Genomic DNA, 24,416 nt, shown 5'->3' with positions numbered 1-24,416 from the left:
TTCGAGAAAACCATCGCTTCCTCTGAAGCCTGGATCTACATCGCAAATATCCGCTTCCTAACGAGAAGGATTGCAAGAGCCTGATATCGTTACGTTCATTATGATTCAGGCTCTAAATTTTGAATATGGACATCGTATTCGTAAATGTGAGACATGATTATTTTAAAAAATTACAGTAAAGAGAAACGATGCGCCTATATCGCCTTGATCCGTTCACCGGAAGCAAACAGTATCTAGCTATGCAAAATGGCTATTATGTGCTTAGTGATCCCAAAAACGGCAACCAAAAGCATCATGCAAAAAATAAGGTTCTAGTTCGCGACGAACAAAAAATGATCGATTTGATCCTGCTCGGCCATTCAACTCGCTTGGACGAGCTCAAGCTAATGATCCGGATGAAAAGTTTGTAATACGCTTCCAAGAGCCGGATATTAAATCTCTGCTAGTAATATTTAAACTCATTAAAGCGAAATACGGCTTAGGACTCGACCCATTAATTTGCGGGATAGAGATAAGCGTCGATTTCTATGCCAAAACACTGGGAGAGTATGAACGCGCAAAGATGGTGCGCGTATTGGCCAATCATATTCTGTTTAAGCGGGACGTAATAACCGATCACCGTGATAGACCGAGATCAGTGTGGGGGACCGGTCGAGGCCACTATCAACGGTTATTAGCCGGAAATCCAAACTTCAGTGAAGGCGCAAACAGACGGTTGCTGATTGAGACAGAATGGGATCATGCGCCCTATTCAGATGCTACAATTAATATCGGCGACATAAAAGCCGACGTCCGCTGGCGTATTATGGATAAAACGATAGATACGCAAAACCGAGATACCGGGACATTCAAGGCACTGGCTGAGAAAGACAAACGTGCACGCGTAGAAGTCACACTTACCGGAGATGCATTATCGGAAATATGCCCCATGTATTTTCAGGAACTTACTGAATTGAACTTCACGCGCCTTCAAGCACGATACTTTGATTTTGTTCTTCCAACAGTATCCGGAAAAGTGGTTCATAAAACAAGGTGGCGACAAGCAGTTGCAGTCGCTAGAGACAGGCAGAGGATAGCTAAGTTTCGAAAGACAGGTGGCATCGGGTTAAAGGCAATGGACGATGCTGTAACGGAAACGCAAAAAATCATTCGAAAGCAATCTTTGCCGGATATGCATAATAGAGGTTTGAAGTTACCGGCGAAGAAGAGAATAGCTATGGGAGTAAGTCAGACGTTTGTGGCCTATGAAGACCTGAATGAACGCGTGCTGACAGCTTTGAGGAGTTTGGGCGAGCGCGTGCGTAAGGGATTTCTGAAATAGGCAGCGCGAACTTTTTTGAGGCGTCTCTTCTAGATGCTGCTCTGCCTACGTTTTGTAATAGTTCTCAACATAGGCAATCCGCTTATAATAGACATGTTATATAAGTTATTAGGCTGAAAATCAGCGGATTTCTCGAAATCCAAGCATTGCAGTGGCTATAGACATGCGAAAACCAGCTCGTTGATCAAAAATGACTCAGAAAAACTTGCAAAAAGTATTTGGGTGAAAAGCGAAACGGTTTCGCATTTAAGATAATTCTGTCGGCGTGCTGGTTCTGATCTAGGTCTGATTTGTTTCGTTGCTTCACGAATGTGAATGTCAGAAGAAACTCGCCAAAACCAAAAATACGCTCAGATCTGTCATCTTGACGGAAAGTTAGCGGAAACAATTCTCGTAGGAATCTTAGGAAGATCGAACACTCGGTAGATGCAAAATATTGCGCTCGAAAGCCTTAAATCGCTTATTAGCCGGTCATTTCTTGTCACAATGTAATGCAACCACAGTTAGGATAGGCGGTTACACTTCCGGATCACGGCGGCACCAGAACGCATCCCCTTGAATAGAAGAGGGTTTTTCTAGGACTTCACTGTTCCCGACACGCTGGCGTTGCTGTCCGGTAGGTTCGTCTACCCTAGGCGATCAACCAAGTCGGTTGCCCGCAAATGGCTGTAACGCTGCAACATGCGCAATTCTTTATGACCGCTTATGGTAGCTGCTTCGATCACGTTCAACCCCTTCTCTAAAAGCCGTGAGATTGCCTCGTGACGCAGATCGTGAAACCGGAAGTCAGTCATGCCAGCGCGTTCACGCAAATGCTCCCACGCCTGTCCTACGGCTGATTTCGTAAGCGGAAAAACACGTTGATCGATGGTGTTTGTCTTAAGTTCCATGAGTGTCCGTAATGCAAGCTGCGATAACGGAATATCTCTGCTTTCACCGTTCTTCGACATTTCAAGATATGCGATCCGGCGGTTGAAATCGATATCTGTCCATTGTAGCGAAAGGATTTCACCTTGGCGCATAGCGGTTTCAAGTGCGATAATTACCAAAGAGCGCATATAAGGGTTACGAGCGCTGTCGGCAGCGTCGAATAGCTTTTGCTCTTCACCGTCTTCTAAACGGCGTTCTCTTCCTCGTGATGGTGAGGGGCGCCGTATCATCCGGCAAGGGTTTTGAATCAGATGCACACCCCATTCTTTCCGACCAATATCGATAGCATGAGCTAAGGTGTTCAATTCCTTGAGAACGGTAGACGGCATGACAACCTTCAATCGCTCGTCACGATACATAGCAAGATCACTGGGACTAAGCATAGAAAGGGTTCGATAAGCAATTTCGTGCTTCATAAGCACGCGCACTCGGTAGACTTCAGTCTGAGCACTTCGCTTCTGCAGCGTAATTTCTGTCACGTAACGCTCAAGCAACTCCCGGAGCGTCATCTTCTCTGCGAGGCGCGTATCGATGAAGCCGCCACCTCGATCAAGTTCTGTTTCGAGATTACGCGCCCACTTTTCAGCATCAGCCTTTGTGTCAAAGCTCTTTGCACGCGGCTTAATACCCTTGCGGCGAACCTGTGCCTGCCAGCGGCCTCGTAATTTGCGAATTGTAGCCATAGAAACTCCATTCGGTATTTCTAAGGTCTGTAGGATGCCCCTATAAGGGTGCCAAGGATAATCCCTAGCGATAGTCTTGACGGCTTTGTCTGGCATTGCATCATTGTAAGCAGCTGAAAACGAGGGAGCTATGAATAGTGGCGGGGTTGTGCCGATTGACCCGCTTTACGTCTGGAAAATAAAGCCGGACATCGAGGAAATAAGGGATTTGGTGATGCCTTCGTCCGTATTTCTAGGGCAGCTCTTTCTCAGGCATCGGGCGCTCAGACATGCCTGCAACGCGTTAAATGGAAAGATGGCGGGAATGCGCCGCATCACTCATAGTGACGCGAGAGAACTACATGCTACGACTTTAACCACTTGATATAAAATAGATATTTATGGGGTAAAGTTCCACTTCGGGGCTCTTCGGAGGGCAGCACTCTATCCAGCTGAGCTACGGGTGCATCACCGGGAGGCATTAAAGCCTCAATTACGGCGTTTCTAGCTGAACCACGGCCCAGCTTCAATGCTCTATTTGGACAAGATACAGCTATTTAGCAAAATAACCGTGAAAATTCCTAAATTACTCTAAGAGGAAAATAGAACCAGAGAGAAGATTGTTCCATTCCCGCTCAACGCGGGAATGAAACCATATCCCCATAGAGTTCGCGAAGCTTTGCTTTAACGGCTGGAGAGTTCCGGTATATTTCAATAAACTTTTTGAGGCGGACATCATCACGCAGTTCAGGGCGTGTCACAAACTGAAATGCATAAATTGGTTCATTCTCAAAAATCAATCCTGATGACGCCTCCAAACCTGCAAGCTTTGCAAATGTCGGATAAGTTGCGGCAGCATCGACATCATCCAGCGACCGTGCAATTTGCGGACCATCCAGCAACACAATTTTCAGTGGCTTTTTCCATGTCACAACATCTTCAAGGCTGGCACGTTGATCTGTGCCAGGCTTAAGTTCAAGAAAACCTGCCTGCTGTAATAACAGCAAAGAACGCCCGGTATTAATGACATCTCCCGAAAACGCGATTCTAGCGTTATCTGGCAGTTCATCAAGTTTGGCATATTTTTTTGAGTAAAGACCAAAAGGCGTACTGAAAGCAGGCGCTACCGGTACGAGACCATTGCCGGTATTGGCATTTGTGTAGTTCAAGTAAGGAATATGCTGGAAAAGATTGGCGTCGACAGTCTTGTCAGCGACTGCTGTGTTGGGTGTATTCCAGTCACTGAACTCGACCAGTTCGACATCAAGCCCCTGTTCTTTCGCTTCCTTAGCTGCCACTTCCGCAGCCTGATTGGATATGCTTGTAGCCAAGGCAATGCGCAGCACTGGTTTGTCATCAGCACGCACTGACAGGGGGGGCATTGAAAGAGAGATAAGCGCTAAAGCTGTCAAAGCAAGAAAGCGGCGGCGGTGAAATAGATTCAAACCTTTAGAGCTGAATGTTTTTGGTGAGATTTTCATAAAACACCTAAAAAGATGACACATTGAGTCCAGTATATAGATTGATGCTGAATTTAAGAAGCCAAATCTATAGCTTATGGGCAATCATCGGAAAGTTGATCACGATCAATGAACTTAATGTCAACGGCTTCTAATTTTCTTCAAAATGTCATCGGACAGTACGAAGCTAAATAGGCGGCTGCCAATGGCTATTAAGAAGTTTCCCGCTTGAAAGCAGAAAAGGATAAATCATGTCAAATACAGCTAAGGTTGCCTTGGTGACGGGTGCAGCACAGGGCATTGGTCGTGGTATTGCATTACGCCTTGCAAAGGATGGTTTTGATATCGCACTGGTTGATCTGAAAGCAGACAAGCTTGAAGCCGTGAAAAAGGAAGTCGAAACGCTTGGCCGCAAGGCATCAACTTTTTCCGCCGATATCAGCAAGCGCGATGATGTTTATGCTGCAATTGATCACGCTGAAAAAGAGCTTGGCGGTTTTGATGTAATCGTCAACAATGCCGGCATTGCGCAGGTTCAGCCTATTTCTGATGTCAAGCCGGAAGAAGTTGATCGCATCCTGAAGATCAATGTTGAAGGTGTATTGTGGGGCATTCAGGCCGCAGCAGCCAAATTTAAAGCTCGCGAACACAAAGGCAAGATCATCAATGCTTCCTCCATTGCCGGCCATGATGGTTTTGCAATGCTTGGTGTTTATTCGGCAACGAAATTTGCCGTACGGGCACTCACACAGGCCGCAGCCAAGGAATATGCAAGCGCAGGTATTACAGTCAATGCCTACTGCCCTGGCATTGTCGGTACCGATATGTGGGTCGAGATTGATGAGCGCTTCTCAGAAATCACTGGCGCACCGAAGGGTGAGACCTATAAGAAATATGTTGAAGGTATTGCGCTTGGTCGTGCTCAGACACCTGACGATGTTGCCTCGCTGGTATCCTTCCTTGCCAGCCCGGATTCAGATTACATCACCGGACAGGCTATCCTGACCGATGGCGGCATTGTTTACCGCTAAGCATAGCGCAAAATAAAGGCGGGAAATTCCCGCCTTTATCTTATCCAACATGCAAACCCGGCGCTTCCTGTCCAGTGCTTTCAACATATTCGGTATAACCGCCACCATATTGCTGAATGCCATCCGGTGTGAGTTCGAGCACACGATTGGACAGTGCCGACAAAAAGCGCCGGTCATGCGATACAAAAAGCATTGTGCCCTCATAGGCTGACAGCGCCTTGATCAGCATTTCCTTGGTATCAAGATCCAAATGGTTCGTCGGCTCATCAAGCACAAGGAAATTTGGCGGATCAAACAGCATGGCCGCCATAACCAGACGAGCTTTTTCCCCACCCGAAAGCACGCGGCATTTCTTTTCAATATCGTCACCTGAAAAGCCAAAACAACCGGAAAGTGCACGCAAAGGCGACTGCCCGGCCTTTGGAAAACGCTGCTCCAGCCATTCAAGAATTGTGCTGTCGCCATCAAGTATATCCATGGCATGCTGTGCGAAATAGCCGAGCTTTGCGCTGGCGCCAAGATTGACAATACCCTGATCGGGCTCAGTCGTTCCGGTAACGAGCTTAAGAAGCGTTGACTTGCCAGCACCATTGACGCCCAAGATGCACCAACGCTCACGCCGGCGGACCATAAAGTCCAATCCATTGTAAATCGTGCGGCTGCCATAAGACTTGTTCACCCCCTTTAGGCTGACCACATCTTCGCCTGATCGTGGCGCAGGCAGAAAATCAAAGGCGACTGTCTGGCGGCGGCGCGGAGGCTCAACGCGATCAATCTTTTCAAGCTTTTTCACGCGGCTCTGCACCTGTGATGCGTGCGATGCGCGTGCTTTAAAGCGTTCAATAAACTTGATTTCCTTGGCAAGCATTGCCTGCTGGCGTTCAAACTGCGCCTGCTGCTGCTTTTCATTAAGCGCCCGCTGGCCCTCATAAAATGCATAATCGCCGGAATAGCTTGTGAGCGAGCCGCCGTCGATTTCGATGATTTTAGTCACGATGCGGTTCATGAACTCGCGGTCGTGCGAGGTCATCAGCAAGGCACCGTCATAGTTTTTAAGAAAGGATTCCAGCCAGATCAGGCTTTCGAGATCAAGATGGTTGCTTGGTTCGTCGAGAAGCATAACGTCAGGACGCATCAGAAGAATACGGGCAAGCGCCACGCGCATTTTCCATCCGCCGGACAATTTGCCGACATCACCATCCATCATTTCCTGACTGAAACTAAGACCTGCAAGCACTTCACGCGCACGACCGTCCAGACCATAGCCATCAAGCTCTTCGTAACGCGCCTGCACTTCACCATAGCGTTCGATAATGGCGTCCATCTCATCAAGACGATCAGGGTCGCACATGGCGCTTTCGAGTTCGCGCAGTTCGGCTGCAACAATACTGACCGGCCCTGCCCCGTCCATGACTTCGGCAACTGCCGAGCGTCCACCCATTTCACCAACATTCTGGTTGAAATAGCCGATCGTCACGCCTTTTTCGACATTGACCTGTCCTTCATCGGGCAATTCTTCGCCAGTAATCATGCGAAAAAGCATGGTTTTACCCGCACCGTTTGGTCCGACAAGGCCGATCTTCTCGCCGCGATTCAATGCGGCAGAAGATTCGATAAAAAGAATGCGATGGCTGTTAGACTTGCTGATATTATCAATGCGGATCATATGTGGAAGGCCTTGTGAAAACGTGGCCTCCCTATGGCATGGCTTGTCCGCGCTGTCACGGACACAATGTTAATTGCGTCCATTATGGAATATGATGCAGCCATTCTCTGGTTGCGAATTTTTCTTCAACGAGCTGTTCAGCAGCTGCAAATTCTTCAGGCGTAATCGCTCCGCTTACACCGCCATTGAGCGACACGAACATGTCCTTCATGCGGTCAATGACTTCACGGCGCGGCAATCCTGTCTGGCTGCGAACAGGATCAACACGCTTGGCAGCACTGGCTGTCCCCTTATCTGAAAGCTTTTCGCGGCCAATGCGCAGCACCTTGAGCATCTTTTCCGCATCCATATCATAAGCCATTGTGACATGATGCAGGACAGTTCCGCCTGAATAACGCTTTTGTGCCGCGCCACCAATCTTGCCTTTTGAGCTGGAAATATCATTGAGCGGTTTATAAAAGGCATCAATGCCCAATGAATTGAGCGACTTCAGCACCCATTCATCGAGAAATGCATAAGAGTCGGCAAAGCTCATATCGCGAACCAGCTCACCCGGTGCATAAAGCGAATAGGTGATAGAATTTCCCGGCTCTACAAACATGGCGCCGCCGCCCGTAACACGGCGTACTGTCTCGACACCCATTTCTTTTGTCGCTTCCATGTCCACTTCATTACGCAGCGACTGAAAAGCACCAATGATAATTGACGGGCGTTCCCATTCCCAGAAACGTAAGGTGGGCGCACGGCGTCCGGCAGCAACTTCGCGCGCCAGAACTTCATCAAGAGCCAGATGCATTGTGGGCGCCAGCGGCGGAATATCAATGATCTGCCATTCATAGTCACGCCATGTCCGCGCAACGCCAAGCGCACGACGAACTGCAATTGCAACCGCTTCCGGGCTGAAACCGATCATAAACGCATCCGGGCGCAATCCTTTACGCACCGCATCAGCTATTTCTTCGGCTGAGGCGGTTGCAGGCAAACCATTCAAAGCATTGCGAATATCATCAAGGGCTTCTGCGGGTTCCAGAAAAAAGTCGCCTGCGACCTGAACTTCACTGAGTTTGTTATCCTGAACGTCCAGATCGATAACAACCAGCTTTCCACCGTGGACCTTGTATTCACCATGCATATTCAAAAGACCTTGCTAAGGGGAGATTTTCAGGCGTAATTATTTTCGATCGATCAGCCTTCAGAGTGCGGCCAATCGTGCCTCTGCTGTTTTATCAAAGGCCTTTTGCATACCAGAGTCGCGATCATAAACATCACTGTAAAAACGCATATTGCCGTTGCTGTCAGGCCATGCTGTGAAATAAGCGATATAGACCGGAACCGGTTCGGCAACCTTGATACCGCGCTCATTCTTGCCAAAATACCTGCTCAACTCTTCAACAGGTTTTCCAAGAACTGCGGCAGCCATATCACGCGGACGCTCAAGCCGAATGCAACCATGGCTGAGCGCACGCATATCACGGCTGAAATATGATTTTGCCGGCGTGTCATGCATATAAATATCATGCGCGTTCGGGAATAAAATCTTCAATTCACCCAATGCATTATCGAGACTTGGTTTCTGTCGGATACCGACATGCGCCTTGCCTGCGGCAACGGCATTCCAGTTCACAGCACTTGCTGAAACCTTCTTGCCTCCGACATAGACCTCATAGCCATTGCGGTCGAGATAGCTGCTATCTCGCATGACTTTTGGCAGCATTTCATTGAGTATGATCGAACGTGGCACGCCCCATGATGGATTGAAAACAACTGTCTGGACTTTGTTATAGAAAAAATAGGTCTGATGTTTTGGCGAACCGATGACCACATTCATAGCCAGTTTTTCTTTACCATCCTCAAAATATTGAGCACGATAAGATGGCTGATTGACCATCACATAACGCGAACCGAAATCATGCGGCAGCCAGCGCAAGCGCTCCATCGAATAAAGAATGCGATCCCGCTTCACTGAATTCTGCTCACCCTGAAGGGCTGCAATCGTATTTCTGCCGATGATGCCATCAGGCGTGCTACCTGATAATTTTTGATAATCCTTGATAGCGGCCACAAGTTCGGGATCATAAATGCTTGCATCTGCATGTGCCTGCAACACATCGCGATGCTGTTCCATATAGGATGCGGGTGCATGGCGTGTGATGAGAGCTACGACCCTGGCAAGCTGATCACTGGTATCACCGGGACGAATAGCCTTATCGAGCGAGATGCGGATTGGTTCTCTGGACGGTACTTGTGTGTTTGCCAGTTCACGCTTTAACGTGGCATAAGCCTCGTTATTCGGCTGGAATCCTTTAAGATAATCGACCGGATCATTTTTTGCAGCAAGCGTCTCAAGAACGGCTTTCGGATCAACACGGTTGCGTGGCAAATCGTAAAATCCGCTCAGCCTGTCGGCAACAATACGCCCTTCTCCTGCGTCAATGGCATAACGCAAAGCACGCGCAGACATACGAATTTCAAACTCAGCCAGTTTTTGCAGATGTTCAGCAAGCTGCGCCTCGTCATAATGATCACCGGGAATAGTAACCGCATATTCTAACGGGTTGAGACCATCTTCATCGGATTGTGCAAAAAAAGCCGCAAGATTTCGGGCTTTATCAAGCGCCTTTTTATCAGCTGACCAGATAAAGCTGCGTTTTTGCGAGTAAAAACTGACAATCGCTTCTGCGATCTGTTTCTCGGCCTGAACATTCGTGGTTTTTAAATAATCAGCGGCTGCATCAAAAGCCAGTTCACCCTGCGATATCTTATCAGATATCTTCATCAAACCTACCGGCGACATGCCGGATGTGAGTGGATCGACCGATGAAGGCTCAACGGCAGCCGTCACCTGCATATCCAGACCACCAAAATCAATTTTGATCAAAGCATCTGGCTTATAATTATATATTTGCGGTCCCTTGACTATCACACGCTGTGTTGGCGGCGTAGCGGCACGAGGCACCGAGGCGGGTTTTGCGGCACGCGGTGCAGGATTGGCCTTTAGAGGCGGTTGAACTGGCTGCGCCTGTTGCTGACGACGCTGCTGAAACAATTCCAGCAAAGAATTTGCGGCTTGCGCGTGAGCTGGCAAAAAAAGTGTCGAAGCGGTCAATGCAAGCGCCAGAGCGCTGCGGACATAAGGCCCGCTTTTGCGATGATCATTCATGTCACGATACAACTGTCTGGAGAACTGCATTCTAACCGCCAATTCAGTGCGACCGCCATTGAGCAAAGCCGCGTCAATCTTTGCCCATAGAATTGATGAATCTCGTATAGAATCGTTTAACGTTAATGCATCTTCCTGTTTTTTAGTGCCTGACTCTATCATTTTTTATTGAAAAACGTTTTTGCAGATAGAGTGGTGCCTTTGCTTACTCTCATATTGCGCAAAGTGCCGCAGTGGATTCCATCTCGCATCGCGCTAAAAGCCCGACAGTTTATATGCTGGCAAGCAAGCGAGGTACCAAAATGGCAGAAGCAAGCGCCGCCGATCTTTTTCCAATGGGCGAAGACAAGACCCCTTATCGCAAACTGACCTCCGATTATGTTTCAGTTGAAACATTCAAAGGGCAGGAAATTTTGAGTGTCGACACCGAAGGTTTGCGCATTCTGTCGGAAGCTGCTTTTGCTGACATCAACCACCTGTTGCGCCCCGGCCATCTGCAACAGCTTGCAAACATTATGAAAGACCCGGAATCAACCGATAATGATCGTTTCGTGGCCTATGACCTCCTGAAAAACGCCAATATCGCCGCAGGCGGCGTGCTGCCAATGTGTCAGGATACCGGCACGGCTATCATCATGGGAAAAAAGGGCCGGAGGGTCTGGACCGAAGGCGGCGATGCAGACGCACTGGGCGCTGGCGTTCTTGATGCCTATAACAAGAAGAACCTGCGTTATTCTCAGCTTGCTCCGCTGTCGATGTTCGATGAGAGAAACACCAAAAACAATTTGCCGGCACAGATCGATATCTATGCAGAAGGCGAAGACGCCTATAAATTTCTGTTTGTTGCCAAGGGTGGCGGCTCTGCCAACAAGACATTCCTGTTTCAGGGAACGCCTTCGCTGCTCACCCATGACCGGCTGATTGAATTTCTCAAAGACAAGATTCTCAGCCTTGGCACTGCTGCCTGCCCGCCTTATCATCTGGCAATCGTTATTGGCGGCACATCTGCTGAAATGAACCTGAAAACCGTGAAGCTCGCTTCCACGCGCTATCTTGATGAACTTCCTACTGAAGGTTCAGAAACGGGTCATGCTTTCCGTGATCTTGAAATGGAAGCTGAAATTCACAAGCTGACGCAATCGCTTGGGGTTGGTGCACAGTTTGGTGGCAAATATTTCTGCCACGACGTGCGTGTTATCCGCCTGCCGCGTCACGGTGCATCTTTGCCAATCGGTCTTGGCGTATCCTGTTCGGCAGATCGCCAAGCGAAAGGAAAAATCACCAAAGACGGTATTTTTCTTGAGCAGCTTGAAACCAACCCGGCACAATATATGCCGGAGATCGATGAAGAAAAACTCTCATCGCATGTGGTTAAAATCGACCTCAATCAGCCAATGGCAGATATTTTGAAGGAATTATCGAGACATCCCGTCAAAACGCAGCTTTCGCTGACAGGCTCGATCATCGTTGCACGCGATCTGGCCCATGCAAAAATCCGTGAACGTCTGGAAAATGGCGAATCCATGCCGGATTATTTCAAAAATCATCCGGTTTACTATGCAGGCCCGGCCAAAACACCGACCGGCTATGCATCCGGTTCATTTGGTCCAACGACCGCGGGACGTATGGATTCTTATGTCGATCAATTCCAGTCATTTGGTGGATCCATGATAATGCTGGCTAAGGGCAATCGCTCGCGGCAGGTACGCGAAGCCTGCGGCAGGCATGGCGGCTTTTATCTCGGCTCCATTGGCGGCCCCGCCGCGCGTCTTGCGCAGGATTGCATCAAAAAGGTTGAGGTTGTCGAATATCCAGAACTCGGCATGGAAGCCATCTGGCGTATTGAAGTGGTCGATTTTCCGGCCTTTATTGTCATTGACGATAAGGGTAACGACTTCTTCAAGGAACTCAATCTGGGTTGAATAAAGGCGGGAAACCGCCTTTTTCTTTATGCTGGTTTCTTTATGCCGGGTCGCGTTTCAAAGCTTTTTGATCAAGCTCATCCAGATAGGTCTGCCAGAGTGTTTCTTTCTCTGTGCCAAGCTTATGGAGATAAGTCCACGAAAACAGACCTGTATCATGCATATCGTCAAAGGTGATGCGAACGGCATAATTACCCACCGGGTCCATACGCATGATTTCAACATTGCGTTTGCCGCCTACAGTCACACGCTGTTCCGGCGAATGTCCCTGTACTTCTGCAGAGGGTGATAATACACGCAATAATTCTGCTGGCAGCTCAAAACGCGCACTATCTTCAAAAGCGACCGTCAAAAGCTTGCGATCCTTTGAGACGCGCAGTTCGGTAGGCCAGAAATCACTCATCACTCTTCTCCGTCGCTTCAACAGCATATATTTCTCATTAAACATACCGCCTGCTAACGTCTATTTTAATTCGTCCTGCTCCTGCTCGCTTTTTGTTGAAGCTGGTATAAACGGCGTCGAACTGGACAAAGTGGCAGCGTAAAACTATCTCTTGATATAGAGAGCGAGCAAATATCGCGACAAATGGAAACAATGGCACATATTACACAACGTCTTCAAACACTGCCTGATGTTTCACCGAACGGACAGATGATCGATCCATTCGGGCGTGCTGTCACCTATTTGCGTGTGTCTGTCACAGATCGTTGCGATTTCCGCTGCACTTATTGCATGGCAGAGCATATGACTTTCCTGCCTAAAAAAGATTTGCTTACTCTCGAAGAACTCGACCGCATTTGCAGTGCCTTTATTGAAAAGGGTGTCAGAAAATTGCGCCTGACTGGTGGCGAGCCTCTTATGCGTAAAAACATAATGCACCTCATTCGTGGTCTTTCCCGACATTTGCAAAGTGGCGCACTCGATGAGCTGACACTTACCACCAACGGCTCACAGCTCACACGCTATGCGGATGAACTGGCTGATTGCGGTGTGAAACGCATCAATGTTTCCATCGATACACTCGATCCTGACAAATTTCGTATGATCACCCGCTGGGGCGATGTTAATCGGGTTCTGGAAGGGATCAGCGCTGCACAAAAGGCTGGTATCCGCGTCAAGATCAATGCAGTGGCGCTTAAAGATTTCAATGAGTTTGAAATTCCAGAGCTGATCCGCTGGGCACATGGCCGCGATATGGATATGACGCTGATTGAAACAATGCCTATGGGAGAAATTGAATTTGATCGTACAGATCAATATCTCCCGCTCTCACGGCTCCGTGCTGCTCTCAGCCAGCAATTCACGCTCTCTGATATTCCATATCGTACCGGTGGCCCTGCCCGCTATGTAACAATTGCTGAAACCGGAGGACGACTCGGCTTCATCACTCCGCTTACGCATAATTTTTGCGAGAGCTGCAATCGTGTACGCCTCACCTGCACAGGTATGCTTTATATGTGTCTTGGCCAGAATGATGAGGCAGATCTGCGGGCGCCAGTGCGTGCAAGCGAAAGCGATGATATACTCAATAATGCAATTGATGAAGCCATATCACGCAAGCCCAAAGGCCATGATTTCATCATTGACCGTGACCACAATCGGCCAGCCGTTGCCCGCCATATGAGCCTCACAGGTGGATAAAGAATTTAGATGGATCGGTAACAAGTATCAATTGGACTGAATCCAAACGATGAGCTAGCGATATATAACCTTAATCGAGATTTTATATCGTGCCGCAAACAGCGAATTTCCGTGCCAGTATTTTTATGCTCCTCGCAATGGGAACCTTTACCATTGGCGACACCATTACAAAATACCTTCTCGAGCAGATGAACAGCGGACAATATATGTTCATTCGCGGAATATTTGCGACAATCGTCATTGGCTTGCTGGCATGGCGCAACGGCGCCTTGCGCAATCTATCGATGGATAGAATGACGCTGCTACGTGTTTTGGGCGAAGTATTGGCAACGATCACTTATATTTATTCGCTCGGCCATCTTTCGCAAGCATTCTGTTCCGCAGTTTTTCAGGCTACACCGCTTGTCGTGACATTGGGCGCTGTGCTTTTTCTAAATGAAAAAGTTGGCTGGCGACGCTGGCTTTGTATCTCGGTGGGGCTGATCGGTGTTATAATTATCATTCGTCCCGGTGCTGACAGTTCAACCAGTTTTGCCGCTGTTGGTGTGCTTCTTTCCAGTGTCTGCTTTGCAGCCCTACGCGATATTGCAACACGTCGCGTGCCTGCGCATGTCTCGACACTCTACCTCTCGACCCTGACAGCCGGGGCAATCACTCTGACAGGCGGCGCACTGACTGTTCCCATGGGCGGCTGGCAACCCGTTGGAATTGAGCCAATAGTTTTCATGGCCTTAGCGGCAGGGCTTCTGCTCGTTGGTTATCATTTTATCATTCTGGCTATGCGGGAAGGCGAAATCTCGTTTGTGTCACCATTTCGCTATTCAAGCCTGCTCTGGGCTATATTGCTAAGCACGATTGTTTTCAGTGAAGCACCCGATTCCTATACAATCGCCGGATCGGTTCTCGTGGTTGGTAGCGGTATTTACATGGTCTATCGCGAAAACAGCCGTAAAAAGCGCAATAGGAACAGGCAGGAAGCCTTATAATGCCAAACATAAAGCGCATAGCCGGAGTAATCATAGCCGGAGGGAAATCCAGCCGAATGCAGGCGGATGGTATTGCGGGTGACAAGTTTCTGCAATTGCTTGGCGCTCAAACAGTTCTGGAACAGGTCGCCGCACGAATTTCACCACAAGTCGATCATCTGTTTATCAATACAAATACAGATCATCACAATTTGCCTGACCTTAGCGTATCAGTCATTGCCGATACCCATTGCAACCATGGTGGGCCGCTTGTCGGTCTCAAAACGGCATTTGAATATGCGCGAGATTTTCCGTTTGTGCTTAGCGTTACCGCTGACTGCCCCTTTATTCCGCAAGACCTTATGTCCCGGCTCTATGAGCGCCAGCAGAAGACCAATGCACCTATTGTCATTGCAAGTTCCAATGGTCAGCTTCACCCGATTTTTGGCCTTTGGAAGACAGATTTGTTGCAACCATTGAATACATGGCTGGAGCACACTGATAAAGCCAGCGTGCTGGCCTTCGCGCGAAGCATTGGATTTGAGGTGGTTGATTTTCCATTTCAACCATTGCCAAAAACAACCGGAATCTATGATCCATTTTTCAACATCAACAAGGCCGAAGACCTTATAAACGCAAGAAAGCTTCATGAGGCGCTGCAATGACAAAGGAAAAAATGGGGACACAGAAAATATTTGGCATCACGGGCTGGAAAAACTCAGGCAAAACCACCCTGACTGAAAAACTTGTGCAGGAGCTCACAAAGCGCGGCTACAAAATATCAACCGTAAAACACGCGCACCATAACTTCGACATCGATCATGTTGGTACAGATTCATGGCGTCATAGAAATGCCGGAGCCTCGGAAGTCGCAATCGTCTCATCAGCCCGATATGCGATCATGCATGAAAATATGGGAGAAGAAGAGCCACCGCTTGAGAAAATTGTCAGCATGCTTGCTCCCTGTGATCTTGTTCTTGTTGAAGGATACAAGAGCGAATCTCACTACAAAATCGAGTTGAGGCGAACAGATGGACATGAAGGTCCGGCGCTCGCGCAAAGTGATCCCTCTATCGTTGCCATTGCCAGCGATTATATCAAAGGAGATGAAAAATTACCCGTATTTGATCTGGATGGAATCGCAGCTATTACAGACTTTGTAGAGCAATTGATGGATCTGTGAGGAATTCACTTATAATCCCCTTTTAAGCCGTGAAAAAACAGGATTAAGTGCCATAAATCGCAAAAAAACCTTTTAAACACCGACTTCAGATGAATAATTAAATTACGTTGAGCGTCTTGCAATCCAACCGGAAATGGTGGGATTATCAGCTGTCGGGTAAGATGGTTGGGCATATCGGAGAAAAAATATTGCGCGTTGTTATGTCCTGTATCTATTGGTAACAAATAAAGGATAACAGACGAGTTTTGTTCAACACATTTTATCGAGCCAGCATCCCAAATCGGCTGAACCAAAAAACAATCAGGGAACCAGCCAAAACAAAACGAGAGGATCAGGAATGCGCGTTATTCAGCGTATCACAGCAGTAACAACCGTTGCAGTTCTTGCAATGACATTCGGCAGCATGACCACAAATATTGCCAATGCTCAGGAACCACTGAAGCTCAAAATAGGCACGGAAGGTGCTTACCCTCCTTTCAACTTCATCAAGCCCGATGGCACACTATCCGGTTTTGACGTTGATATCGCCAAGGCACTTTGCGATGAAATGAAGGCCGAATGTGAATTCGTTACCCAGGAATGGGACGGCGCAATCCCTGCCCTTCAGTCAGGCAAGTTCGATGCGTTCATCGCCTCCATGTCGATCACGGACGAACGCAAGAAGCAGGTTGACTTCTCAAACAAGTATTACAACACACCTCCCGGCATTGCAGCGCCTAAAGACACCGATATCAAGGGTGTAACCAAAGAAGACCTCGCAGGCAAAACAATTGGCGTACAGGGGTCGACAACGCATTCCAATTATTCAGAAAAAACCTTTACCGACAGCACAGTCAAGGCTTATCCGACAGCGGAAGAATATCGCCTTGATCTTGCGAACGGACGACTTGATGCAGTGAATGACGATAGCGTGACCCTGGCTGAGTGGCTCAACTCGCCGGATGGTGCATGTTGTAAAATGGTCGGCACCTTCCCGCCTGTCATTGAAATTCATGGCCCAGGCGCTGGCGTTGCCTTCAAGAAAGGACGCCCTGAACTGATCGAAAAGTTCAATGAGGCGATCAAGGCAATTCGTACAAATGGAAAATATAAAGAAATCAATGATAAATACTTTGATTTCGACGCCTACGGCGCAGAAAACTAATATAATTTAACTTTTATGCGCCGGTTTACTTCCAGGTAAGCCGGCGCGACTATTTGGGCTGTGCGAATTTTTCAAGACCTGTAAAAGATGCACCAGCGACTTTAAAACAGGCATCAAACAGATCCAAAGAAAGAGATCAGGCGCATGGAACATTACGCCACCTTATTAAGCTTTGGTCCGCAAGGATGGGGACGCAGTATCGCCTGGGGACTTCTTGTCACCATTTCTCTTGCTCTTGCAACGTTACCACTAGGATTAATTCTGGGTTTTCTGGTTGCGCTCGGGAAGCAGTCGGCTGAACCTTCGATGCGCCTTGCCAGTAATATTTATACGACAATTTTTCGCGGGCTGCCTGAGCTTCTGACACTATTTCTTGTCTATTTTGGCGCCTCATTGCTGCTTCAAAATGCACTCACATTTTTTGAAATCAGTGCCAAGATCGAAATTAATGCTTTTGTCGCCGGTATGATTGCACTGGGCTTTGTTTTTTCATCCTATTCCAGTGAAGTATTTCTTTCGGCTTTCCGTGCAATCCCTCAAGGACAGTATGAAGGCGGTTATGCGGTCGGCCTTTCATATTGGCAGACAATGCGAAAAGTCATCCTGCCGCAGCTTATCAAGATTGCCTTGCCGGGCCTCGCCAATCTTTGGCTTGTATTGCTCAAAGACACATCTCTTGTCTCTGTCATCACACTCTCGGATATTTTGCGCCAGACCTCGATTGCAGCCCGGGTAACAAAGGAACCTTTCCTTTTCTTTGGCGTCGCCTGTCTACTTTATCTGTTTCTTGCAATCATTTCATCATATTTCATCAACCGTATCGGTCGTTGGGCAGATGCTGGCAGCAATGCGTCGCGAGGAGCCTGATCATGAGTGAAACCTTCTCAGATGTTATTGCTCCGCCGCCTTTAGAACGAAAGTGGACACGCGTTAGAATTGCAGGTCATATTATCGTTGCCATATGGGCGCTGCTCTTTGCGGGCCTTGCGATTTATCTCTACAACACATGGCGCATCGACCTGTTTGAGACCTACGGACCGCGTTATTGGTCCGGTCTTCTCGTCACATTACAACTGGTTGCTATTTCCATCATCATTGGCGCGATTTTATCACTGCCAATCACTGCCGCACGCATGTCAAAAAACCGCTTGTTGCGCAGCCTGGCATTCGGTTACGTCTATTTCTTTCGTGGCACTCCGCTTCTCGCACAAACCTTCCTGATCTATTATGGTTTTGGAACTTTCCGTCCCTTTCTTGAATCTATCGGGCTATGGATATTTTTCCGCGATGCGTGGAATTGTGCAATTCTCGCCTTCTCACTCAACACAGCCGCTTATCAGGCGGAAATCCTGCGTGGTGCTATTCAAAGTGTTGCGCCCGGACAATGGGAAGGCGCTGCAGCCCTTGGTATTTCAAAGCGTGTGACCTTCTGGAAAGTTATTCTGCCACAAGCGCTGATTGTTGCGCTTCGGCCTTACGGCAATGAAATCATTCTGATGATCAAGGGATCGGCAATCGTTGCAATCATCACGGTTCTTGATCTTATGGGTGAAACACGTCGTGCCTATTCACGCACATTCGACTTCCAGACTTACATATGGGCAGCCGTTATTTATCTGCTCATTGTCGAATGCCTGCGGCATATATGGGATTTTCTGGAAAGACGGCTAACAAAACATCTGGTCCGATAAACTCAGCTATAAAAGAATAATATTCGCCCCCGGCAGCCTTGCAGCAACCGGAGGCGATCTGCTTTATATGCATGCCTGATCTAAAGCGTCATGAACGCAATTCCACGGCTTCTATGCATTCAAGAATTCCCCGGAGGTATCAGATAATGACAGCAAATAAAGTGGCCTTTCTCGGCCTCGGCGTGATGGGCTATCCAATGGCTGGCCATTTGAAAGTAAAAGGTGGCTATGATGTCACCGTCTTCAATCGCACAGCTGCGAAAGCTATCAAATGGACTGAACAGTTCGGTGGCAATCATGCAACCAGTCCCGCTGAAGCTGCGCGTGATGCTGATTTTATCTTCTGCTGTGTGGGCAATGATGATGATCTGCGACAAGTGACAACGGGAGCAGATGGTGCTTTCTCAACTATGAAGAAAGATGCCATATTCATTGATAATACGACTGCTTCAGCCGAAGTCGCGCGTGAACTTGATGCGGAAGCGAAAACACGTGGTTTTCATTTCATCGATGCTCCGGTATCTGGCGGTCAGGCCGGAGCTGAAAACGGCGTCCTCACCGTCATGGTAGGCGCATCGCAAGACGTGTTCGAACGCGCCCAACCAATTATTGAAGCTTACGCTCGCTCGGTTGGCCTGATGGGACCCGTTGGCTCTGGTCAACTTGCTAAAATGGTTAATCAGATTTGTATTGCCGGCCTCGTTCAGGGGCTTGCCGAGGGGATTCATTTTGGCAAAAAAGCCGGTCTTGATATCGAAAAACTGATTGGCGTGATTTCCAAAGGTGCCGCAGGTTCATGGCAGATGGAAAATCGCTACAGTACGATGAACCAAGGCAAATATGATTTTGGTTTCGCGGTTGACTGGATGCGCAAGGATCTGGGTATCTGCCTTCAGGAAGCAAATCATAATGGTGCATCACTTCCTGTGACCGCACTGGTAGATCAATTTTACAAAGAAATTCAAAAGATTGGTGGTGGCCGCTGGGACACCTCATCTTTGCTGGCGCGTCTTGAGCAGTAGCCTATTTTTTAAATGAAAGAAGCCCGGACTTTTTTCGGCGCGCATATTGTCCGAAAACCGTTTCACACTTTTCGGGATGCGCTATGTCCGGGCTTTTATTATGATCCATTGATCAGAATTTTACTTTGGCAGTCAGTGACAGAGCGCCGACAAAATCATTGCCAAATTCGCCTCTGGAACCGGCTCCATTGGGAGTACCATCATTATTTTTAGTATCATCTAGCACGCCTGATGTAAGCCAGCCTGCTGCACCAGCAAGACGAACTTCAAAATTATCGGTTGCCTTATAATTCGTACCCAGACCGAACAGCCAAATATCTGTCTGCGAGGTAAGACCAGTGGTTGTACCACGATCCCATGTCACAGTAGCCGCTGCTGACCATTGGTCATTGAACTGATGTCCAACACCGCCGCTGACAGTCCATCCATCTTTATAATAAAGATTGAGACCAGTGACGCGGACACCTTGCGGAACAACCTGATTGGCTTTTGCAAGAAAGTTAACGTCTGTCACGACCGACCAATCGGTCCATTTAATCGAACCAAATGCAAGCCAGCCTGGAGCGATACCGGACTGTAGCTTCAATTCGACGGATTGCGGCGTAGTCACATCGCCTTCGACAGAAATGGGTATACTGCTATTCGTCAGTGGATTGAGGGCCAGATTATCAATTGTACCGTCAAGGGTATATTTTACCTCTGACTGATAAACGACACTGGCGCGGATGGCATATTCAGGAATTTCATAAGCAGCACCCAGGCGCCAGCCCACAGAGCTGTCTTCAACATTCAACGAAGCAACGCGCCAGTTGCCTCCGAAAGGCTGACCAAAAGGAGGAATTGCCTTGGTCTGTTCACCCTTCAATTCCTGATAGCTCACGCCACCAAGGATACGGAAAAACCCTTTTTCGCCAGCAGCAAATCGATAGGAACAGTTCAGACCATAATCATGTGATGAAATTTTCTGCTCGATCGCTGTAAACATGCGAACGGTATCAAGGCCTACATCCGTCTCAATGCCCCAAGGCTGACGATATTGCGCAGCACAGGCCAAGTCATCTGTCAGATCAAATTTGGCAGAAAATTTTGGAACCCAGTAGCTCTTCGCTTCTTCTACATCCGTGGCGTATGCTCGACCAGTAAATGGATTTAATCCTTGGGTAGCAGCGCCAATCGCTGAACCCCGGATATTCTTCAACTTACGCTGCGGAGCAACAAAAGTACCTGTGGTATCAACCACATTGCCCTTTTCAAACAGAATATCAAAATCCTGCGAACTGCGCTCCAGACCACCAGCATATGCGCCAACCGCGCTGCCAAACAAAACTGTGGTGATACCGATCACTTTCAGGCTGCGAACCTTCATAAAATGTCCTCCCAAACAAAATGTAGTGAACCCGATATTTTTACGTTGACGCAAACGTAAATCAGGAACCTTTCAACCTGCAAGATGCTTAAATTTATAAATATCTGCCTATCCAAAACCATAATGAGCGAAAACCACAAAAAGATAGGTGCAATTTCTAAAACCACTAAATTTTGAAGCTGACTTCACAGGATTAAAGCCATTTTTCGCCATTTTTTTGCCTGTTTAAAGCCTTGTTGCCAAAGGGCAACATTATTAAAAAACAATCGAAACTGCGGTTCGATCTGTTTTCTTGCTGCATAAAATGCTTTTTCAATGACTTTAATGAATAAAGTATCCGCCAGTAAAAACCGGCGGATGCTGATGATTCGTATTGAACAAAGACTGCCTGAAATTATCCAGCTTCGCGAATACGCGCTTCTGCTGTAGCAACCCGTAAAGCTGCCTCTTTCAACTCAGCCAGTCGTTCGCGATCCGCCTGAACAACCTCTTCCTTTGCATTTGCTACGAATTTTTCATTCGAAAGCTTCTTTTCGATTTTTTCGATTTCAGCAGCGATCTTGCCTGCTTCCTTGGCCATACGAGCAGCTTCGGCCTTGAGGTCAATCAAACTGCCCAGAGGCAGGCAGATTGTGGCCTCGCCATGCACCAGCTGTGCCGAGCCTTTAGGTGCTTCCTGCGCAAAAGAAATGGTCTCAACACGTGCCAGACGCTTGATTGCAGCATCGTGACGCGCAAAGCGGTCCAATGTTGCAGCATTTGCTTCAAGAACCACAATCGGAGCCACGGCACCGGCGGGAACATTCATTTCCGAACGCACCGAACGAATGCCCATTACGAGATCGACCAGCCAGTTGATATCGGTCGCAGATTCTTCATCTTCAAACGACAATTCCGGCCATTCTGCCAAGGCAAGAACCGTATCGCGTTTTGCACCCTCACCTGCGGTCAAGGTCCAGAGTTCTTCGGTCATGAACGGCATGAAGGGATGCAGAACCTTATAAATCTCATCCAGACAATAAGCAGCAGTTGCCTGTGCCTCTGCCTTTGCCACTTCGTCATCGCCCATAAAGATCGGCTTGAGAAGTTCAAGATACCAGTCACAAAACTGGTTCCAGACAAAACGATAGGCAGCACTTGCCGCTTCATTGAAACGGTAATTCGCAATACCATCCGTCACAGCACGGGTCGCCTTGGTCAGCTCTGTCAAAATCCAGCGATTAACAGCAAGCTTCGCGTCGTCAGGCTTGAATTGTGGATTGAGCTTTACGCCATTCATCTGGGCAAAGCGCGTTGCATTCCATAGCTTGGTTCCGAAGTTGCGATAGCCAGCAATACGCGCCGGATCGAGCTTCACATCACGCCCCTGAGCGGCCATGATCGCCAGAGTAAAGCGCAAGGCATCGGCGCCATATTCATCCATCAGTTCAAGCGGGTCGATAACATTGCCTTTGGATTTCGACATTTTCGCACCATGCTTGTCGCGCACGAGTGCGTGGAGATAGACCGTATGAAACGGAATCTCTTCCATAAAATGCATGCCCATCATCATCATGCGGGCAACCCAGAAGAACAGGATATCAAAACCCGTTACCAGAACACTGGTTGGATAATAGGTTGCAAGTTCCGGTGTTTTGTCAGGCCAGCCAAGAGTCGAGAAAGGCCACAGGCCCGACGAGAACCATGTATCGAGAACATCGCTATCGCGTTCCAGAACAACCTCTTTGCCATAATGTGCAAGAGCAGCAGCTTTGGCTTCTTCTTCACTTTTTTCAACAAACCAGTGCCCATCCGGTCCGTACCATGCCGGAATCTGATGCCCCCACCAAAGCTGACGCGAAACGCACCATGGCTGGATGTTTTCCATCCAGTCGAAATATGTCTTTTCCCAGTTTTTGGGCACGATCTGCGTGCGGCCATCGCGAACCGCGGCCATAGCCGGCTTTGCAAGTTCGCTGGCATTCACATACCATTGATCGGTCAGATATGGTTCAATCGGTACGCCACCGCGATCACCATGCGGAACTGCATGGGTATGATCCTCGATTTTTTCCAGATAGCCCTGTTCTTCAAGCTTTTCGATAAGGCGCTTGCGTGCTGCAAAACGATCAAGGCCTTCAAACTCATTGATAAGCGCATTCAGTTCGGGCGTAACTTCCAGACCTTCCAGAAAATCAACATTATCTTTTAATGTGATTGCCGCGGAAGGTGTGAGAATGTTGATCACCCGAAGGTCGGTGCGCTTTCCAACTTCAAAGTCATTAAAGTCATGGGCAGGTGTGATCTTGACTGCGCCTGAACCGGCTTCAGGGTCTGCATAATCATCGGCAACAATCGGGATACGCCGGCCAACGAGCGGCAGCACAACATTGTTCCCTATAGAAGCATGGTAACGCTCATCCTTTGGATTGACCGCAACGCCTGTATCGCCCAGCATCGTTTCAGGGCGTGTTGTTGCAACAACAATAAAACTATGCGGGTTCTCGGGATCAAACGGGATATTTTCCAGCGGATAACGCAGATGCCACAGATGACCCTTGATCTCACGGGATTCGACCTCGATGTCGGAAATCGCAGTGAGCAACTTCGGATCCCAATTGACCAGACGCTTGTCACGATAAATCAAACCCTGCTTGTAAAGCGAGACAAACACCTCGCGAACCGCACGTGAGAGACCTTCGTCCATCGTGAAACGTTCACGCGACCAGTCGCATGATGCGCCTAGACGACGAAGCTGATTGGAGATCAGGCCGCCTGATTCCGATTTCCACTGCCAGATACGTTCAATGAATTTTTCGCGCCCCATAGCGTGGCGGTTTGGCTCCTTGCGTTCGGCAAGCTGGCGCTCGACAACCATCTGCGTTGCAATACCCGCATGGTCCATTCCCGGCTGCCATAAAACATTCTTGCCACGCATCCGCTCAAAACGGACCATGATGTCCTGAATTGTATTGTTGAGCGCGTGCCCCATATGCAGCGATCCCGTCACATTTGGCGGCGGGATGACAATGGCAAATGGATCTGCGCCAGGCTTTGCACCTGCGCCCGCTTTAAATGCGCCAGCCTCTTCCCAGCGTTCAGCGATTTTTGGCTCAACAGCCGCGGCGTCATAAGTCTTTTCAAGCATGGAACTATCCGGTCTGAATACGGAATGAATTGATTGAGCGCTGAATAGCAACTAACAACCAACAAATCATCCTAAAAGTGAAAACCCGCCTGCGAGACAGACGGGTTATATGGTCCAATCTGGC

20 protein-coding genes are annotated in these 24,416 nt (G+C 48.3%); 12 read left to right on the top strand and 8 right to left on the bottom strand.

Annotation, left to right across the window (positions count from 1 at the left end; genetic code table 11):
* Positions 1–188 precede the first annotated feature (188 nt).
* Both FHY56_RS11185 and FHY56_RS11180 read left to right on the top strand, forming a co-directional pair.
* A complete protein-coding gene (locus FHY56_RS11185; RefSeq protein ID WP_140905237.1) occupies positions 189–410 on the top strand; it encodes a hypothetical protein in 222 nt (73 codons plus the stop codon).
* Positions 411–715: 305 nt separating this feature from the next.
* A complete protein-coding gene (locus tag FHY56_RS11180) occupies positions 716–1,321 on the top strand; it encodes a hypothetical protein (protein WP_140905236.1) in 606 nt (201 codons plus the stop codon).
* Positions 1,322–1,947: 626 nt separating this feature from the next.
* Here FHY56_RS11180 and FHY56_RS11175 read toward each other — a convergent pair.
* A complete protein-coding gene (locus FHY56_RS11175; protein WP_140905235.1) occupies positions 1,948–2,934 on the bottom strand; it encodes an integrase in 987 nt (328 codons plus the stop codon).
* A 614-nt stretch (positions 2,935–3,548) separates the two neighbouring features.
* A complete protein-coding gene (locus FHY56_RS11170; RefSeq protein WP_140905234.1) occupies positions 3,549–4,394 on the bottom strand; it encodes a MetQ/NlpA family ABC transporter substrate-binding protein in 846 nt (281 codons plus the stop codon).
* A gap of 230 nt (positions 4,395–4,624) precedes the next feature.
* Between FHY56_RS11170 and FHY56_RS11165 the strand changes: the two genes are divergently transcribed.
* Positions 4,625–5,404 (top strand): acetoin reductase, encoded by a 780-nt coding sequence (locus FHY56_RS11165; protein WP_140905233.1) that lies wholly within the window; start codon positions 4,625–4,627, stop codon positions 5,402–5,404.
* Between the two features lie 40 nt (positions 5,405–5,444).
* On the opposite strand, the gene FHY56_RS11160 is transcribed toward FHY56_RS11165, so the two are convergent.
* The 3 genes from FHY56_RS11160 to FHY56_RS11150 form a co-directional block, all read right to left on the bottom strand.
* Positions 5,445–7,070, bottom strand: coding sequence for an ABC-F family ATP-binding cassette domain-containing protein (locus FHY56_RS11160; RefSeq protein ID WP_140905232.1), 1,626 nt, complete (start codon positions 7,068–7,070; stop codon positions 5,445–5,447).
* Positions 7,071–7,152: 82 nt separating this feature from the next.
* Positions 7,153–8,202: a lipoate--protein ligase family protein gene (locus FHY56_RS11155; RefSeq protein ID WP_140905258.1), complete on the bottom strand. Its 1,050-nt coding sequence runs from the start codon at positions 8,200–8,202 to the stop codon at positions 7,153–7,155.
* Positions 8,203–8,262: 60 nt separating this feature from the next.
* Positions 8,263–10,260: a L,D-transpeptidase family protein gene (locus FHY56_RS11150; RefSeq protein ID WP_140905231.1), complete on the bottom strand. Its 1,998-nt coding sequence runs from the start codon at positions 10,258–10,260 to the stop codon at positions 8,263–8,265.
* A gap of 245 nt (positions 10,261–10,505) precedes the next feature.
* Here FHY56_RS11150 and FHY56_RS11145 point away from each other — a divergent pair, with 245 nt between their 5' ends.
* On the top strand, positions 10,506–12,152 hold the full coding sequence (locus FHY56_RS11145; protein WP_328595376.1) for a fumarate hydratase: 1,647 nt from the start codon (positions 10,506–10,508) through the stop codon (positions 12,150–12,152).
* 40 nt (positions 12,153–12,192) lie between these two features.
* Here the strand turns inward: FHY56_RS11145 and FHY56_RS11140 are convergent, their stop codons facing one another.
* Positions 12,193–12,555 (bottom strand): gamma-butyrobetaine hydroxylase family protein, encoded by a 363-nt coding sequence (locus FHY56_RS11140; RefSeq protein ID WP_140905229.1) that lies wholly within the window; start codon positions 12,553–12,555, stop codon positions 12,193–12,195.
* A 192-nt stretch (positions 12,556–12,747) separates the two neighbouring features.
* Here FHY56_RS11140 and moaA point away from each other — a divergent pair, with 192 nt between their 5' ends.
* From moaA to FHY56_RS11100, 8 genes are all read left to right on the top strand, one after another.
* Complete coding sequence (moaA, locus tag FHY56_RS11135; RefSeq protein ID WP_140905228.1) at positions 12,748–13,794, top strand: GTP 3',8-cyclase MoaA; 1,047 nt, start codon at positions 12,748–12,750, stop codon at positions 13,792–13,794.
* 125 nt (positions 13,795–13,919) lie between these two features.
* Positions 13,920–14,780 carry a DMT family transporter gene (locus FHY56_RS11130; protein ID WP_140905257.1) on the top strand — a complete coding sequence of 287 codons (861 nt, stop codon included), beginning with the start codon at positions 13,920–13,922 and terminating at the stop codon, positions 14,778–14,780.
* The gene (gene mobA / locus FHY56_RS11125) at positions 14,780–15,424 is read left to right on the top strand and encodes a molybdenum cofactor guanylyltransferase (protein ID WP_140905227.1); all 645 of its coding nucleotides are present in this window, start codon (positions 14,780–14,782) and stop codon (positions 15,422–15,424) included. Before FHY56_RS11130 ends, mobA begins: the two co-directional genes overlap by 1 nt.
* Positions 15,421–15,942: a molybdopterin-guanine dinucleotide biosynthesis protein B gene (mobB, locus tag FHY56_RS11120; RefSeq protein WP_235889474.1), complete on the top strand. Its 522-nt coding sequence runs from the start codon at positions 15,421–15,423 to the stop codon at positions 15,940–15,942. The genes mobA and mobB overlap by 4 nt, the downstream gene beginning before the upstream one ends.
* 337 nt (positions 15,943–16,279) lie before the next feature.
* Positions 16,280–17,086: an ABC transporter substrate-binding protein gene (locus tag FHY56_RS11115; protein WP_140905226.1), complete on the top strand. Its 807-nt coding sequence runs from the start codon at positions 16,280–16,282 to the stop codon at positions 17,084–17,086.
* A gap of 144 nt (positions 17,087–17,230) precedes the next feature.
* Complete coding sequence (locus FHY56_RS11110; protein WP_140905225.1) at positions 17,231–17,953, top strand: ABC transporter permease; 723 nt, start codon at positions 17,231–17,233, stop codon at positions 17,951–17,953.
* Between the two features lie 2 nt (positions 17,954–17,955).
* Positions 17,956–18,777 (top strand): ABC transporter permease, encoded by an 822-nt coding sequence (locus FHY56_RS11105; RefSeq protein WP_140905224.1) that lies wholly within the window; start codon positions 17,956–17,958, stop codon positions 18,775–18,777.
* Positions 18,778–18,890: 113 nt separating this feature from the next.
* Entirely contained in the window at positions 18,891–19,799 is a 909-nt protein-coding gene (locus FHY56_RS11100) for an NAD(P)-dependent oxidoreductase (protein ID WP_140905255.1), read from the top strand.
* A gap of 112 nt (positions 19,800–19,911) precedes the next feature.
* On the opposite strand, the gene FHY56_RS11095 is transcribed toward FHY56_RS11100, so the two are convergent.
* A complete protein-coding gene (locus tag FHY56_RS11095; RefSeq protein ID WP_140905223.1) occupies positions 19,912–21,165 on the bottom strand; it encodes an OmpP1/FadL family transporter in 1,254 nt (417 codons plus the stop codon).
* 394 nt (positions 21,166–21,559) lie between these two features.
* Positions 21,560–24,292, bottom strand: a complete 2,733-nt coding sequence (locus tag FHY56_RS11090) for a valine--tRNA ligase (RefSeq protein WP_140905222.1) — start codon at positions 24,290–24,292, stop codon at positions 21,560–21,562.
* Between the last annotated feature and the right edge of the window lie 124 nt (positions 24,293–24,416).

This window comes from Brucella gallinifaecis (genome assembly GCF_006476605.1).
GTDB lineage: Bacteria > Pseudomonadota > Alphaproteobacteria > Rhizobiales > Rhizobiaceae > Brucella > Brucella gallinifaecis.
Note: the sequence above shows the minus strand (reverse complement) of the source record. Positions and strands in the feature narration are given on the sequence as shown.